Annotated in this window: 5 protein-coding genes; 1 reads left to right on the top strand and 4 read right to left on the bottom strand. The window is 66.8% G+C overall.

Annotation, left to right across the window (positions count from 1 at the left end; translation table 11 throughout):
• Positions 1–459: 459 nt before the first annotated feature.
• On the top strand, positions 460–2535 hold the full coding sequence (locus BUS42_RS27440) for a polymorphic toxin-type HINT domain-containing protein (RefSeq protein ID WP_254053826.1): 2076 nt from the start codon (positions 460–462) through the stop codon (positions 2533–2535).
• 494 nt (positions 2536–3029) lie between these two features.
• On the opposite strand, the gene BUS42_RS27435 is transcribed toward BUS42_RS27440, so the two are convergent.
• The 4 genes from BUS42_RS27435 to BUS42_RS27420 are packed head-to-tail and all read right to left on the bottom strand — an operon-like array spanning position 3030 to position 15880.
• On the bottom strand, positions 3030–4334 hold the full coding sequence (locus tag BUS42_RS27435) for a reverse transcriptase family protein (protein WP_074312345.1): 1305 nt from the start codon (positions 4332–4334) through the stop codon (positions 3030–3032).
• 7 nt (positions 4335–4341) lie between these two features.
• Positions 4342–6225 (bottom strand): SWIM zinc finger family protein, encoded by a 1884-nt coding sequence (locus BUS42_RS27430; RefSeq protein ID WP_074312343.1) that lies wholly within the window; start codon positions 6223–6225, stop codon positions 4342–4344.
• Positions 6222–12629, bottom strand: coding sequence for a HEAT repeat domain-containing protein (locus BUS42_RS27425; protein ID WP_074312341.1), 6408 nt, complete (start codon positions 12627–12629; stop codon positions 6222–6224). Before BUS42_RS27425 ends, BUS42_RS27430 begins: the two co-directional genes overlap by 4 nt.
• A complete protein-coding gene (locus BUS42_RS27420) occupies positions 12626–15880 on the bottom strand; it encodes a BRCT domain-containing protein (protein ID WP_173878273.1) in 3255 nt (1084 codons plus the stop codon). Before BUS42_RS27420 ends, BUS42_RS27425 begins: the two co-directional genes overlap by 4 nt.
• Positions 15881–16127 lie beyond the last annotated feature (247 nt).

Genomic DNA, 16127 nt, shown 5'->3' with positions numbered 1-16127 from the left:
TGGTCGCGGCGCGGGGATGGAATGGTGGCCAGGCTCCTATAATACCTTCATGCTGGACAAATACCTTCATGCTGGACATCGCCGGCAACGGCCGCTTCGTGAGAACTTCAAGCCTCTTGTTTGATGGCCTCAAGAAACCTCGCGCCGAGCTCGGGATCGGACATGTATACATAAGCGGCGGAACCGGCCAGGGTGGTGGGGGAGACGCCGTCATGGGGCGGCTTGCCGTTCCGGCTGTTGTGGATGGCCGCGCGGAGCTCGCGGCGAAACTTCCGGGGGGCGCGAGGGGCAAGACTCGCCAGGCACTTCAGCGCGGAGGTCTGAAAAGTTCAGTGAAGATGGGTACCCGGTCGCCAGCCTTGATGGGTTTTCCAGGTTCTCCGTCTTACCCCCTTTAGGTGCATGGCCACCGGCTCCACGTTGTTTCGTTCCTGGGGGCTCGATAGGATCAGCAGGGACATGTCTTATCCGGCTTCGATTGGCGGAGGACTCGCGATGCTTGGCACGCTTCTCGTCGGTACCATTTTGATAGCGGCCAGCCCCGAAAGCCGCTCAAGTTCACTTGCCGAAGACCTAAAATCCTACGAGACGGCCAGCGCAACGGTGGGCCGCGATCCCAATGCGCATGTGAAGCTCGCGCTCTGGTGCGAGGAGCACGGGCTCCAGGCCGAGCGGCTCAAGCACCTGGCCATCGCCGTCGTGACCGAGCCCAAACACTCCGTGGCGCGTGGCCTGATGGGCCTGGTCTCTTATGGCGGCCAGTGGCAGCGCCCCGAGACGATCCGCGACAAGGTGCGGGCCGACGCCACCTTGACCGCCACCCTCGCCGAATACAACGCGAAGCGGGAAACGATGCACCGTACGGCCGACGGGCACTGGGACCTGGCCCTCTGGTGCGAGAAGCACGGCCTGAAGGCCGAGGCGACCGCACACCTGACGGCCGTGACCCGGCTGGACCCCGCGCGTGACGCCGCCTGGAAGCGGTTGGGTTGCAAGAAGCAGGACGGTCGCTGGATGACCGAAGAGCAGATCGCCACCCTCAAGCGGAACGTCGAAGAACAAAAAAAGGCCGATCGGCACTGGCGGCCGCTCCTCGAGAAATGGCGGGAACGACTGCCGGAGAGCCGCACCCGGGAGATCGCGGAGCGGCGGCTGACCGAGGTGACCGACCCGCGCGCGGTGCCGATGATCTGGGCGCTCTTCGCCTCCGGTGACGCGGCCCGACAACTCGTCGCGGTCCAGATGCTCGGCCAGATCGACGCGGGGACCGCCTCGCGGGCCCTGGCGACCCTCTCGGTCTTCGGCAAATCGGCCGAGGTCCGGCGGGTGGCGACCGAGACCCTCAAACGACGCGACCCGCGCGACTTCGTCACCCTCCTGGTCGAGCTTCTGCGCGACCCGATCAAGTATGAAGTGCGGCCGGTGAACGGACCCGGCAGCCAAGGGGTCCTCTTCATTGAAGGCAAGCAATTCAACGTGCGACGGGTCTACACCACGCAACCGATCCCGTTCGAGCGAATCCCACCGCGCTTGTTTGATTCCTCGATCCCCTTCGAGCCCTTCACCCCCCAAAATCTCTGGCTGGCGAACGGCGCGCCGGGCGCCCCCACGGGCACCGTTTCGGCCGCGAGCGTGAAAGGCATCGTCAACAACCCGAGTGCCGCGGTCGGGATTCTCGCGGGACAGTTCGGACGCAACGGCGTGAACGGCACCGCTTCCCCGGTCCTGGCGGCGACGGGGGCTGCGGTCCGCCGCGACGCCCAAATTGCCAACGTCGTGAACGCGTCTCAACGCGACGCCGACGTCGCGCAGGCCAAGCTCATCAACGACGTCAACGAGATCGTGGCCGTCAACACGACCACTCATGCGAGAAACATGCTGGCTCTTCCCGTCCTCGAATCAGTCACCGGTCAGGAACTGGGTGAAAATCAGGACGCGTGGAGGACCTGGTGGAGTGACCAGCAAGGTTATCAGTACAAGTCCACCGAGCTCGACCCCGAGTCCAAACCCACGTTTACCCAGATGATAGAACCGCCCGTGGTCCTGACTCATCACTCGTGCTTCGGGGCGGGCACATTGGTTCATACCTTGGACGGCCTCCGCAAGATCGAGTCGATCCAGGTCGGCGACCGGGTCCTCTCGCAGAACACCCGGACCGGGACGTTAAACTTTGATCCCGTCTTGGCCGTCTTCCACAACCCGCCCGCGGCAACCCTCCGGCTCGAACTGGAGGGAGAGGGGGAGTCGACCATCGCCACCGGAATCCATCGCTTCTGGAAGGCGGGGAAGGGCTGGACGATGGCCCGCGACCTCACCCCCGGCGATACCATTCGAACGCTCAACGGCGTGGCGAAGGTCCTCTCGATCAAGTACGAAGCGGTTCAGCCGGTGTTCAATCTCGAGGTTGCCGACGGGCAAAGCTTCTTCGTCGGGCCACAAGGCACCCTCGTCCACGACAATAGCCTGGTCGAGCCCACGCCCGAACCGTTCGACGCGGCTCCGGTTCTGGGGACCATATCCTCAGCCAAGCCTTGATCCGACACTGACGGTCGGTTGCCCCTTCGGCTCTGCGAATTGCCGGGATGACTGGCCTACGAAGCCTTACGACCGAAGGCGTTTCCGTTTTTTTTCAATGACCCGATCCAGGGCGAGGAAGCCTCTCGCGACTCGTTCCCACGGTCCCCCGTGGGAATGAAGTCTGGGACGCTCTGAGGTTGTGATTTTTTCATACGACAGACGTAAAATGGGTGCAAAAGTACAGACTTTTGATGCCTCTCTCGAGCTTCAAACTCCGACTGAAGATCGATCCAATGAATTTGGACCTCTATAGTCGAGTTTCCGATTAAAAAAATCACAATCTCTCTGCGTCCTCGGCTTGCCACGGCCAGACGACGCGGAGCGTCGGGGACGGCATTCTCACGGAGGACCGTGGGAACGAGGGGGATTCCTCGCTCTCTGGTGGGCCGTTGAAAACGGAACGTGGTGGGCCGTCCCCACACTACAAAAACACATATCATTTCTAAAAAGCTTCAAGCCTCTTGCTTGATCGCGTCGAGCAGCTTCGCGCCAAGTTCAGGATCGGTCATGTACACATAAGCTGCGGAACCGGCCAAGGTGGTGGGCGACTCGCCTTCATGCAAGGGTTTGCCGTTGCGGCTGTTGTGGATGGCAGCGCGAAGCTCGCGGCGGAACTTTCGGGGGGCGCGGGGGGCCTGGTCGCCGTTGACGACCAGGCCGGTGATCGTCTGCCTGGCCCCGGAGCGGGCGACGCGGGTCTTGCTCGGATGAATGGTGAACCCTTCGGCCTCGACGACCCGCCGCACCGTGCCGACCAGGGCGCCGAGCCTCGGTTGATCCTTGTGGTCGTGGGGCAGGCTGAAGGTCAGGTCGTCGGCGTAGCGGGTGTACCGCCAGCCGAACCGCTTTGCCAGGGCGCTGAGGCGTTGATCCATCCGAAGACAGAGCGTGTTCGTCAAGGCCGGGCTGGTGGGAGCGCCTTGCGGGAGACAGCGCGGGCCGAGTGCGATGTAATAGGTCTGGCCGTCATGCTCGACGACCTCGCGTGGCGACTCGGTGCATATCAGAGCGAGCAGGGTGGCGACCTGCTCGCGGTAGCCCGCCTTGCGGAAGATTCCGCGCACGCGGGGTAGGGTGACGGTCGGAAAGAAGTCTTTGATGTCCATCTTGACCACGACCTTCGGGTTGGCGTGCGCCGCCGCGTTGGTCAAGGTGGAGCGGCCCGGCAGGAAGCCGTGGACCGAGCCATGGACGAGAAGCTTCTCGGCGATATTTCGAAGGATCCAATGCTGAGCACTTTTCAGCTTCGGCATGGGTGCCCAGATCGCACGTTCAGAGCCGTCACGCTTGGGGATCGTGAACCGGCGGTAGTGGATTCGGGTCGCCGCGTCGCGGTGGAAGGCCAGCCAGCGGAGCTCGGACAGGCTCAGCTCGAGGGCCTCGGCCAGTTGCCGGGGCGAGTCCAAAGGGGGGAGCTCGTTCTCGGCCGCGCGTTCCTCGGCATGGGGAAGGTCCCACTTATCGGGGCCGCCGGGATCATCCTTCCAGAAGATCCCTTCGCCGAGGTAGACGATGTGGCTCGTCTTGTAGGCCCGCCAGGCGTCGGCCTGAAGCGCCCGCTTCTCCTTCGCCTCGGCCTTGAGCGACTTCTTGTAGGCATCGAGCTCGCGCTCCGACATCTTGTCGGTCTCGCGCCGCTTGACCAGGAATCCGCGCTCGGCGAGTTGAGCCTCGACGTAGGCCTGCGTGCCGCCGGCCTGCTCGATCGCACGCCAGAGGGTCATCGGGTCGTTGGTCCGACTGGTGGTCCTGCTCATCTGGGGTTCATCCCGCCGTGGCGTCGAGGAAGCCACGGGCGTCCAGCTCGCCGATCCGGGCGAGGTAGGCGGTCCGCGCTTCGTCGAGAGTGTCGAACGTCAGGGTTTGCAAACGAGGGGGGACCCCGGCTCGCCCCCAGCGGATCCGCAGCCGTCGGCGCTCCAACGAGACCTGATGGACCTCTTCGCCGGCCGGGTCACGCCGGCTGTAGGTCCGGGTCTCGACGGTGATCGCTTGCTTCGGATCGCCCCCCTTGAGCCGTCTCGCCTCTTGCTCGGCGTAGGCCAGTCGGAGGGCGATCAGGTGGACGCAAGGGCCGGCTTTCAAACCCTGCTTGCGGAAGGCGGGGCAGGTGCAATCCGCACGGGTCACTTGCCCCTCATCGGCCATGAGTAACTGGGGGCGATACTCGCGCCGGTCTTCCTCGACGACGACCTTGCCGGTCAGCTCCAGGCCGGTGGCCGGGATCCGGTTCTCGGTGACGATCTTGACCGCACCACGCCGAACCAATAAGTCATGGGCGATCCGCTCGCGCGGGTTGCGATACTCCAGGCGGGTCAGGTCGAGCGGGTCATCGGTCAAGGGGCGGAACCGATAAACATTCGCGGCAATGTCATACATCAGCTTACCCTGCTGGCAGCCGAGTTGAACCGCTTCGAGGAGCGCGGGCCACTTCAGGCCGGTCGACTTGGCGAGTTCCCCCGCGCCCGCCGACCAGCGCTTCTCGAGGTGGCCAAGCACCGCATCCAGCGCGGGCGTCGACTGCGTCTTGCGCGGCAGGAGCAGGTCGAAGCTGATCGCCTGCGACCAGTTGGCCGCCGTGAAGCCGGTCAGCCCCAACGTGAGCGAGAAGCCGCCACCACGGAGGATCCAGAAGCTCGGGAGGCCACTGCCCAGGAGCGCGACGTCGACCTGATCGACGAAGGGAAGGAACCGTCGCAAGGCCGAGAGCCGCCGCCGGCCCCAGACGCGCACGACCTTGGCCGCCTTCCCCTTGTAAATCCCGCTTGTGGACGGGACGACCAGCTCCCAGGGCTCCATGACGAGCCGGGGCGCCTCCCCAGGAACCAGCTCGATCCGCAGGCCGCGACGCTGCCCCTTGCGATCGGCCTGGAGCCGAAGCTGACGCAACACGTTATAAAGATCCATCGGCGCGAGCGAGAACGTCTCCATCGGCAGGGCCGCGGCCGACTGCACCTGGAGGAAGCCACGAAGCCAGGAGTCGGGGACCCGGATCTGCTTCTCGAGCACTTCACCGACCGTGGCCGTGGCCACCTTCACCCCGTCCCGGCCCAGGCTCAGCCTGGTCTCACGGTAGCTCCGCAACTGCTGGAGGCCGGCAAAAAGGGCCTGGCTGAAGTCGATGTTGGTGGTGCCGTGGGTTGGTTCCCCCGCCTGATCGAAGGCGTCCCGGTCGATGCCGAGCTTGGCATAGGCCCCCTCGTCCTTGCTGAAGACCTCGAAGAAAACCTGGTCGGGATGGACCGTGATCACGGGGTCGAGGATCAGGTAGGCCAACGGGTCGTTGCGCAACAGCCACGAAAAATAGGCCCGTTGCGCCTGCCAGAGCCCCTGACCGGCCGACTCGCGGCGCATCCGCAGAAAGGCGACGTACGCGGTCCGATCCTTGGGCACGTAGCGATAGTCACTGCCGACCACCGCATACAGGGCCGACATCGCTTCGCGAAACCGGAGCGGATCCTTGAGGGTCGCCTCAAACCGAACGGGAGCGCGGCGGATGTTGCCGGCCAGGGCCAGCTCCGCGGTCTCCCCCGCAGCCACCAGCGCACTCGCCCCGGCATAGGTGAGGTGCACCTCGACATGCTCGGGCCCGGCCGGTTCCGAGGTCGGAGTGGTCGCGGTCTCGTCGCTCGGGATCTCGTCACTCATGAGCGCACCTCGGATCCAGCGGCTTTCACGCGAGCCCGTTTCGATCGCCGAAGACCGCGCCAGGCCGCCTTGCGCAGGTCTTCATCGTCATCAGCCGCCGCGCCGAGGGTCCGGAGCCGCTCCTCGGCATCCTCCCGGCCCAGCTTGGCCAGCGCCTCCACGGCCCCCAGGCGGGTGGGTGTAGACAAGCTTCGATCTTCCATCACGGCAGTCAGGCCTTCGACATCGGCCTGAGCGACCAAGTAGGGAAGCACAACCCCTTGTTCGTGGATCCGAGCAGCAGCCAACCGCGCCGGCCCTGCCGCCTCGACCTCCTTGTTCTTGACGACCCGAGAAAAGGTCACCCGGTCCGATAGGAACGGGCCGACCAGACGAGCGGCCAGATCCCCCCCCACGCGGCCGGCGGCCGAAGCCGCAAACCCACGGAGCTCGGGGTCGTCGCCCAGCGCGGCCCGCTCCAGGGCGGCCGCAATGGCGGGCGTTGGTTTCCAAGCGGCCAAGGCGGTCACGGCCTCGAGCCGGATCGGCCGGTAGGCGCGATCGCCGGCGCGGGCCTCGGCCATTTCCAACAGGGTCTCCCGCGCCGTGCCCAGCCGGCCCGCCGCCCAGACCAGGATCCGGACGCAAGGGGTGAGCGACTCAGCCAGTCGTTCGGTCGCGTCGTCCTCGCCGCGTTCGCTCTTGCGCCGGCACTCTTCCCAGGCGTCGCGCCACCTCGGCAGGACCGTTTCGAGGGCAGCGACCTTCGGTTTGGCCGCTTGACCCGCCCGGCCCAGGACCCGGGCCGCCAGCTCGACGGCCGGCGCCTCGGGGCGTTCGAGAGCGACCCAGGCCGCCTCCAGCGGGAGACTGGGGCGGTTCAGGAGTTGGGTCGTCAACAACGCTTGCACCTCGCGCGACGCCTTCGTCACGATCTCGAAGATCGGACTCGCTTCGCCCCGTTCGCAGACTCGGGCCACCGCCTTGCGCTGCTCGGCTTCGTCGTCGAGCTCCGGGTTCCGCAAGAGCGCGTAGTCGGGTTCGAGCGAATCGGGGCCGAACAGACGCCGGGCACTGGCGAGGGTCAGATTGAACAGGTGCGTCACGTCGTTCGCGTCTCCGTCTTCGTCTCCGCCAGCGAGCTGGCGGAGCAGCAGGTCGCGAGTCGCCGGATCGTCATTGAACCCGAGCATCTCCAAGGCCGTCCCGCGGACGGGCAACGAATCGCCTTCGAGCGCCACGCGGCGGACGGCTTGCCACCCGGCCCGGGTGTCGAGCCAGCGGAGCCCGCGCACCGCGTTGGCGGCGAGCAGAGCCTGCTCCGCCTTGGTGTATCGCTCCAAGAGCTTGAAAATCTCGTCACCTTGGGACGACCGCCCCAGGTGGCCGATGGCCTCGGCCGCCTGTTCCTGCAAGGCGTGCCCCGGGTCGCTCGCGAGCCGCAGCAGGGTGTCGAGGGCCCGCTCGTCGCCGAGCTCGCCCAGCGCCTTGACCGCGCGGCGGCGAAGGGTCAAGTCGCTCACGAAGTCGAGACTGGCGAGCAAGACGTTCAAGCCTTCGGTCCGCCCCCCTTTGGCCAGCGCCTCCGCGGCCAAGAACTGGGTGATCGGATCTTGATGCGACAACACTTTCAGCAACAGTTCGGGATCGCTTGCCCGCTTGCGGACCCGCCAGCCCAGGGCTTCGACCACGCCACGGCGCAGCGCCTCGTCGGGGTGCAGAACCAGGGTCGCCAAGGCCGGGTCCACGACTTTGGCACGCGCCCAACGCGCCCCGGGAATGAGCCGGTTCAAGAGCCGAGGTTCACCCAGGGCCGAACAACGGTCCAGCAGGCGGGCGATGATCTCGGGATGGCGCGGGTACTGCTCCGACTCCCAGCGACGGTCGGCCTGCTCGTCCTCAGGGTCGGGGATGTATTGATCGAACCCGCTGATCGTGAGCACCGCCGCAAACGCAAGCTCGCGTCGCTTGCGATCGTTCTCCATCAAGGCGAGCAGGCGATCGGCATTCTCGGGACGTCGGAACCCGCCGGCCGACGCAATCAAGGAGTCGGCCGCCGCCGTGCCGCTCGGGTCGGTTTGCAAACGATCGAGCAGGGCGTCGGGAACTTGCGGATTGCCCAGGGTCACGAGCGCCCGGATGATCTTGACCTGCGGGGCTGGCTGTTGGGCGTGCTCCAGCAACCGCACCAGCGCGGGGAAGGCGGCCTGATCCTTCTTCGTCGCCAGCTCGAGCGCGGCGACTTCGCGGACCCGCTGGTAGCGCGAGTTCAGGGCCTCGCGCAAGCGGACGCGGGCGGCTTCGTCCTTTTCATACTCGGCGGCCAGCCAGGCGACGGCGCGCTCCCGTAACGGTTCGTGGGCCGCCGTCAGCGCCAGCCCGGCCACGGCGACCGGTCCTTGAGCTTCGATCAGGAGCCGCGCGGCCTCGATCGCCAGTTCGTCCTGACGCGTGAGCATGACTCGCTCGAGGATCGCCCGCCCTTCGGCGGCCGCCGCGCCGCGGGTCAGGACTTCGAGGCCCTTGACCCCGAGGTCGGTGTGTCCCGCGCCCAGGGCCTCCGCGCCGAGCAGGGTTGCGTCCACTCCCAGGGTTTGCAACTGCTCGAACGCCTGGAGGCGAACCGCCTGGTTCGGATCACCCAATGCTTGAATGAAGACAGGAACGGCCCCTCGGGCGAAATGCGGATCAGTCTGGGCGAGGGCGAGCAGCCGACCGAGCGCGGTCTGCCGCACCCGGATCACCTGCGGGTCAACGCCGCTCCCTTTTTTCTTGCGGTTCGACGAACCCCCTTGCTCGCGGACCAGGCCCACATACGCGCCGAAGGCCAGCTCCTGAAGTTCGCTCCGGCCGTACGCCAACGGCACGCCTGGGCGCGTCTTGGCCTCGGTTCGAAGCGCCGCGATCTCAGGGGCGAAGCGCGACGCGTGGACCGACCACGACAGGTCCCAGGCCGCCTGCTCCTTCTCGCGGAGGTGCGCGAGCAGGCCCACGGTCCGAGCCCGGACCAGGGGAGTGCCATACGCCAGCAGCTCCGCCAAGGCGTCGACCGTCGATTCGGCGATCGTCCGGCTCGGCTCGTCATCCCGGTCATTGATCAAGTGAACAACAAATGACTGAAAGGCGGCTGGGTCGGACAGACATTCCAAGGCTCGAGCGGCGACGAGCCGGCCCCGCGGGGTGCGGCTCGAGAGGCAGGCCAAGGTCCGGGCGGCGGCCCCCCGCGGTGCTTTCCACTCCAGGAGCATCAGAAGCAGAAGCGCCTCGAACCGGATCGCGCCCTTCGAGTCATCAAGGAAGACGACGAGTTGATCCTCCCCTGCGGCCCCGAGCGCCAAGGCGGCCGCCAGGAGTTGGTGGGCGTCGAGAACCTCGCGGGCCTGCGTTGAGAACACGATCGGCGTCACCGACGACTCGCCCGCATAGGCCAAGCCCAAGGCCGCGTTGTACTTCACCCGTGGGTCCGGATGCGCAAGCGCTTGCCGCAAGGCGTCGAGCGTTTCCGGTCGGGCCACCCAGACCAAGGCCGCCGCCGCTTGGGCGCGGATCGAGCCGTGCGGACTGTCGAGCTGAGGGATGATCGTCGTCAGGGCGTCGGGAGATCCGAGCGCTCCGAGCCCGTCGAGGGCCAGCTCGACCCGCTTGGCCCAATCCCCTTTCCGCTCGGCTTCCAGCGGCTCCGGTTCGGTCGCCAGGGCGACGAGCGGTTCGAGCGCGGCCCCATCGCCATGGCCCGCCAGGGCGCGGGCCGCCCTCAGGCGGACGTCGGCGTGGGGGTTGGCGAGCGCCGCGGCAAGCTCGGGCCGAGCGTCAGCCACGACCAGAGACTCGAGAGCGGCCAGCCGGACGTCGCGGTCCTCATCCCCCACGGCTCGAACGAGCAAGGCCTGCGCGGCCTTGGTCCGTTTCTTGATCAGGGCCTCGACCGACCGCTTGCGGATGTCGGGATGACGCGAGCCGAGCCCGGCATCCAGGAACTCGAGGCCCTTCGTCTTCTTGGTGGCGAACTCGAACGCATCGCCGCGGAGCGTGGGGTCGGGGTCGTTGAAGAATTCCAGGAGCAGGTCCCAGCCCCAAGGTTGGCTGACCTGCGCCATCGCTTCGGTCAAGACCTCGCGACGGACGGCGGCATGGATGCTCCGCCCCACGAAGCGAAGTGTCGACGCCCCCCCTCCGGCCAGTTGGAGGTTCAAGGTCGCCTTGAACGCCTCGTTGCGGACCGATTCAAAGCTGTCGTTCAAGGCACGGGCGAGGTGGGCCAGGGCAGGGCCCTCCGTCCCTTGGGGGGGAGCCTTGCGAATCTCGGCGATCAACAGTTGCAAGCCACGACGCCGCACATCTTCAAACGACGATCCCAGGCCCGACTCCGCGCCGAGCAACGGGTCGGCCTGGTGGATCTGAGCCAGGGCCGAGAAGGCGGCGTCGCGCACCTCGGGCTCGCGGTCGTGGAGCAACGAGCGGAGCCGCTCGATCGCGCGGGGGTCGTCGAGCGCGGCCATGGCGAGGCAGACCTCGACGCGGGCCCGCGCATCCTCCTCGCGGCTCAGTTGGAGCAGCAGGCCGAAGGCGCGGGGGTCGCCGAGCAGGGCCAGGCCCCGCGCCCCGCGCAGGCTCGTATCCAGGGCCCGGCTCGCCGTCGCCTGCAAGAGCGGGGCGAAGTCGTCATCCTCGAGCGCCGACTCGGTCGCTTCGGTCTTCGCGGCTTTGGCTCGCGGTTTCGCCGGCCTGGCTTTCTTCTCGCTCGACTCCTCCTCGGCGGGCGCTCCTTCGAGCTCGAGAAGCTGGCGCTGGAGGTCGGGATCGCGGCGGCGCAACGCCTCGAGTAACGGTTCGCGGGTCGAGAGCGAGAGCAGAAAGGCCGTGCGACGGACCTCCGGATCATCGTCCTCGCCCCGGCGACGGAGCGCGGTTTGCACCCCCTGGTCCTTGAGCAGCCCGCGTTGAAACAGGCGAACGATCGCAAGTCGCCTGACGTCGGCATGCTTGGAATTGAGCGCGACCAGGCTCGCCTCGGGCGACGTCGGGTCGTAAACGGTTTCAAGGCTCGCCAGGGCCGCCTGACGCACTTCCGCCGGGTTGGCGTTGAGCGTCTCCAGAAGCCGAGCGAAGGCGCGATCGTCCTGCTTCGCGAGCGACTCCAAGGCCCGGACCGCCTCGCGGCCGACGTCGGCTTTCTCCACCTTCAGCGCGAGGTCGAGCGGCCTGAGGTCGGTCTCCCCCATGTGCCGGCGGAGCCCTTCGAGGGCCGCCAGCCGGACCGCCTCGCCCGTCGCGGCGAGCCAGGGCTCCAGGAGCTTCGCGGCGCGGGGGTGCGTCGACGCGCCGAGCTTCCGAACCGCCAGGAGCCGCAGCGCCGGATCCGCGTCCTGGCCGACCTGGGCGGAGATCAAGTCCAGGGAAGTGGCATCGTCGTAGGTCGCCAGCTCCTCGATCGCCGCCTCGCGCTGCCGCGCTTCGGGCTGGGCCAGCTCGTTCAGGGCCCTGCGGTGCGCGCCTTCGACCCGATGCGACGGGTCGCCGAACTTGCCCGCCGCGTCCAGGGTGAAGAACCGGAGCGTGTTGTCGTCGCAGGCCACCACCAACCGCGCCCGATCGTGGACCTGCACGAGGGTGAGTGCCACCACTTTGGCCACGCCGTCCTTGAGCGTGGCGGGGCGGGCGCCCCCGGACCGCGGCCAGTTCTTGATCGTGCCGTCACGACTGCCGGAGTAGAGCCGGTCGCCGGGTCCCCAGATCAAGCCACTGATCCGGTCGGTGTGGGTCGCCCCTTTGCCCTTGTCTTCGGGTTCGAGCTTGCCTCGAGCGTGCGTCGACAACAGTTTCAGGTCGGCACCGGCCGAGAGAAACCGCAGTTCCTCCGGCTCGAACAAAAGGGCGGTGACCGCCCCCTCGTGGAGCTTCTCCGAAGCGCTCAGCAAGAACTCGGGCTTGTCCTCGACATCGAAAACCGCGACCGTTCCCTGGGCGGTTCCGGCCGCCAGCCAGCGACCGGTCGGGTCGGCCGCCAGCGCCGTGCCCGGCTCGGGCAGGTCCAAGGTTTGCAGCGTCTTGCCATCCTTCCGTATCAGGATGACGACCTGCGAACCGACGAGCACGGCTAGTCGGCCGTCGGCCAACAGCGCGAGCGCCTTCGGAGCCGAGCCAAGCGCTGGTCCCACCGGCTTGAGCGTGCCACCCCGCACGGAGCCGCGGTAAACCTGCCCATCCTCCCCGCCGACCCAGAGCGTTTCCTCATCGGGATCGCCGAGCACGACCACACCGCCGCCTGGGAGCGGGTCAAGCTCCAAGCTCAGCTTGTCGGCGTCGAGCCGGTAGACCCCGGTGGCTCGTCCTTCGGGATGGACGGTCACGAACGCGAGGGTCGGGCCGACCCCGGCGATCGCCTTCACGTCCCCCCGGTAGTTGAGGAATTTCTCGAGGCTCAAGAGACGGCCTCCTCATGGCGGCGGGCGGAATCGGGACCGGCGAGTTCGGGATGAGCGTGGCGGATCCGGGTCACAGCGACCAGGCAGGCCGCCCGCTCGCTCAGCCCCCTTGAGGTCAGGAACTCTTCGAGGAGCGGCAGCACGCCCCGGGCGAACCCCTTCTCTTCCAGCGCCAGGTCTCTCATGACCTCGACGAGGGCCAGCTTGGCCTTGCGGGCCGGAAGCGGCTTGAGTCGCTCGGCCCCCCCCGGCTCCTGGTCCTTCACCGCCTCGGGCCGGGCGGGAGGGATCTCGAAGAGGGTGCGTCTGAGGAACTTCCAGAGGTTCAGCGGCACCGAGGGCAAGTTCTCGGGCCGGGCCGGAGCCCCATGGCCCCGGGACTCGGCCAGGCTGGCGGCCGCCTTCTTTGCCGCGAGGCCCACGGTCGACTGCGCCGGGACGACCGGCTTCCACCCCTCGGTAATCCCCCGATCGCGATAGAGCGACCAGAGCGCCCGGATCACGAAGGCACGAATCTTGCGGTCGGGGCTCTCCGTCAGCCGGAACAACTCCTCGGGGAGCCGGAGCCGGGGCGATCGCGCAATCAGTTGCATGCCGAGATCACGCGTCGATTCGTCGGCTGACTCACAGAAGCTGTAGACCGCGGAGGGGGTCAAAACTTCGGGAGGGACCCGGAACCGGCGGTTCTCCGGCGCCTCGTCGGCCAGCAGCGCCCTCGCCACGAACTGGCGAACCTCGGGGTAGGGGACCTCCGCCAGGCTGATCAACGCTTCGATCGACGGCGACCAGCGGGCGAAATCCCAGTTGGCCACCTCCAGGGCGAACTCACGGAGCGGCTTGCGACTCTCGGAAAAGAGCGGCTGCAACCGGTCGAGCGTCAAAAAGGCGGCCGGGATCTCCGCCCCGGGGTCGACCGGCCGGTCCGTCTCCGCCAGGGCAATGTCGGAATGATGACGTCTGAGATACTTGATAGCAAACTGAGCGAGCGGGGCATCGCCGGGCCCCGGCGCGGTCGCCATGTCCCAGAGCCGCTCGCAACCGGCGAGGGTCGTGTCGGCGGAGAACGTCTGTTGCTCACCGGCCATCATCTTCAAGAAAGCCGTTTCGGAAATCACCTTGATGTTTGCGCCGGCGTTGTTGAGATCCTCGGCCTTGAGCTGTTTCGACCCCTTCTTACCGCTCCCGTAGAGCGGTGACCCCTCGTCGCCGATGACGAGGTAATACAGCTTCGCCGTGACCCCGGACGCGACCGCGCCTCCGGCTTGGCGGACCTTGGCCTCCGCCTCGTTGCGAGGCATCGTCGCCATCTTCCCCGTGAACAGAAACGAGGCCCCCTTCAAGTCGACGGCCACCGGTTCGCTCGCCTGGGCCGGTGCTGTTGTCGGTGCCGCCGCACTTTCCAGGGCGAAGTCGGCCGGGACGAACCCGCGAATCATCGTCTCGACGGCAAAGTTGTGGTATCGCGGCTCGCTCCGCACCACCAGTTTGAACAGCCAGTCAAAACCGAGATCCGCCGGCGAGAACCGCCGGACGTCCCGGAGCCAGCTCAGCACCCGGTCGGCCAGCTCCTCGTTGAACTCGAGGGTTCGGGCCCAGTCGTGTTGCCGCTTGAGCGCGACGACCCAGGGGTCGGCCTCCCAGGACGGGTGGAACGCAACGGTCTTCAGAAAATCGAGCGGCAGGGTGCTCGCCTTGAGCGTTCCCGCGTCGATCCAATCGGCCACCGTGCGGCTCGTGAACGGGTGGACGATCAGCCATTGGAGAAAGAGGGGGTCGAGCTCATTCAAATCAAACCGCGCAAGCTGGCTCATCGCGTAGGCGACCGCGCGCAAGGTCGACGTAGGCCGGTGCTCGATCTCCTCGATCATCCCTCGAAAGAAGGGGACTCCGAGCTTCTGATACGGATGAACTTCGGGGAGTCGTTCCTGGGCGAACAGGAACGACTGCCGGCTCGGCGAGAAGAGGCGTTCCTTGAACCATTCGGGAGTCAGCTCGCGGCCTCCAAAATGTTTGCGAAGCACGGTCCCGGCCAGTTCGTAGCCGTAGCTCGTTTCGAGGAGCTGCCCCCAGGCGTCCAGCCCGACCTCCTTGCGCGGATCGCGTGCCAGCAGCAGGTCGCCGGCAAGACCTCGGACGGCCACATGATTGTTGTTGGCCAGGCGAACGAGCTCCGCGACCGGGAGGTCCCGCGCATGGGTCCGGGCGTAGTTGGCCGCGTAGCCACGGGCCTCGGGCGAGGGGGAGTCGAACAGCCTGAGCACCGCGTCGTGGAGGCCGAGCGTGCGAAACGCGGCCTGCTCGAACCGAGGCACGTTGTTGAGGATCCAGACCACGAACTCGTCGATCGACCGGCTCTCGACGTCGACCAGACGCGCCACCCACCCGGGTTCGATCTCGCGGATCGAGGCCCGAAAATCGGCCTTCAATGCGCCGGCCGCAAACTCACGGACTCGATCGCTCCGCGCCCGTTCCAGCAGGCTAAACAAAGGGCGTGGCGTTCGCTTCCAGAGATCGGCGAATGCTCGCTCCTTCAAGAAATCCGCGGATCGGGTGGAGAGGGAAAACTTGCTCCGGTTGTACTTGCCGCTCTCGTGATGAAAGATCTGGTTGGCAACCCAGGTCTCCGACCAATTGGTCCTCTCGGGATACCAGGCGAGGACTTCCCCGGCGAGGTCGGCATAGCAGGCTGGGAGGGTGACCGCCGTCCGCCTGAGGTACCGCCAGGCCCGGCGGCAGAGGTAGATGAGCGTGTCGCGACTGACCTCGTAGTCGCGGTTGGCGTAGGCGGCATCGAACCGCGCGGCCAGAGCGCCGAGGACCTCGGTATCGCCTCGAGCCTCGGCTTCTTTGAAGATCCGCTTCAGGGCCCGCCAAGGGCCGTAAGTGAGCTTCACCCGGGCGATGATCGCCAGCAAGCAGGAGCGAGCGTAGGGGCCGTCGTCGCGCCAGAGCGAGTCGATCACCTCGTGCAGGCGAAGCCGGTCGGGCAAGGGGACCTCGGCGTCCGCCGCCTCCAGCGCCTTGACCTGTTCGACGCGGTAGTGCGCCTGCTCTACCCGCGGCTTGCGTCGAAACGGCTTGCCGCGAATCTCCGCCAGAAACTTGGCGAAGGTCGGTGCCCCGTCGCGAACGGGCGTTTCCGAGTCGTCGTCGTCCGACTGCTCCGCCAGGCGCTCGACGAGCCGGACGAGGTCGGGATCCTGGGTCTCCCAGGCGAGTCTCACGTCGGCCAAGCGTAAGGGAATCGACACGGTCGCCCAATCCCGCTGGAGGTAGGAGATGATCGGGAAGCCGCCTCTTGTTGCCCCTTGACCTTACCTCCAATCAGGCAAGGCCAACCTCACGGACTGATATGAGGCTCATTTCCCAATCGCCACGACCACGAGAAGAAAGCGGGCTGCTCGAAAGGGATCGAGACAGCCCGCTCTCAGAGGTCTGGAAGATCGTCTACCACTAGACCTGGAACATCGAAGGCTCTCTGACTCGCCGTCCGGAGGG

Origin of the sequence: Singulisphaera sp. GP187, from assembly GCF_900129635.1 — a bacterium.
Classification (GTDB): Bacteria; Planctomycetota; Planctomycetia; order Isosphaerales; family Isosphaeraceae; genus Singulisphaera.
Note: the sequence above shows the minus strand (reverse complement) of the source record. Positions and strands in the feature narration are given on the sequence as shown.

Bases quoted from the DNA above. Each gene is read 5' to 3' on its own strand.
- BUS42_RS27430 (WP_074312343.1), bottom strand. From the start codon at position 6,225: ATGAGTGACGAGATCCCGAGCGACGAGACCGCGACCACTCCGACCTCG.
- BUS42_RS27435 (WP_074312345.1), bottom strand. From the start codon at position 4,334: ATGAGCAGGACCACCAGTCGGACCAACGACCCGATGACCCTCTGGCGT.
- BUS42_RS27440 (WP_254053826.1), top strand. From the start codon at position 460: ATGTCTTATCCGGCTTCGATTGGCGGAGGACTCGCGATGCTTGGCACG.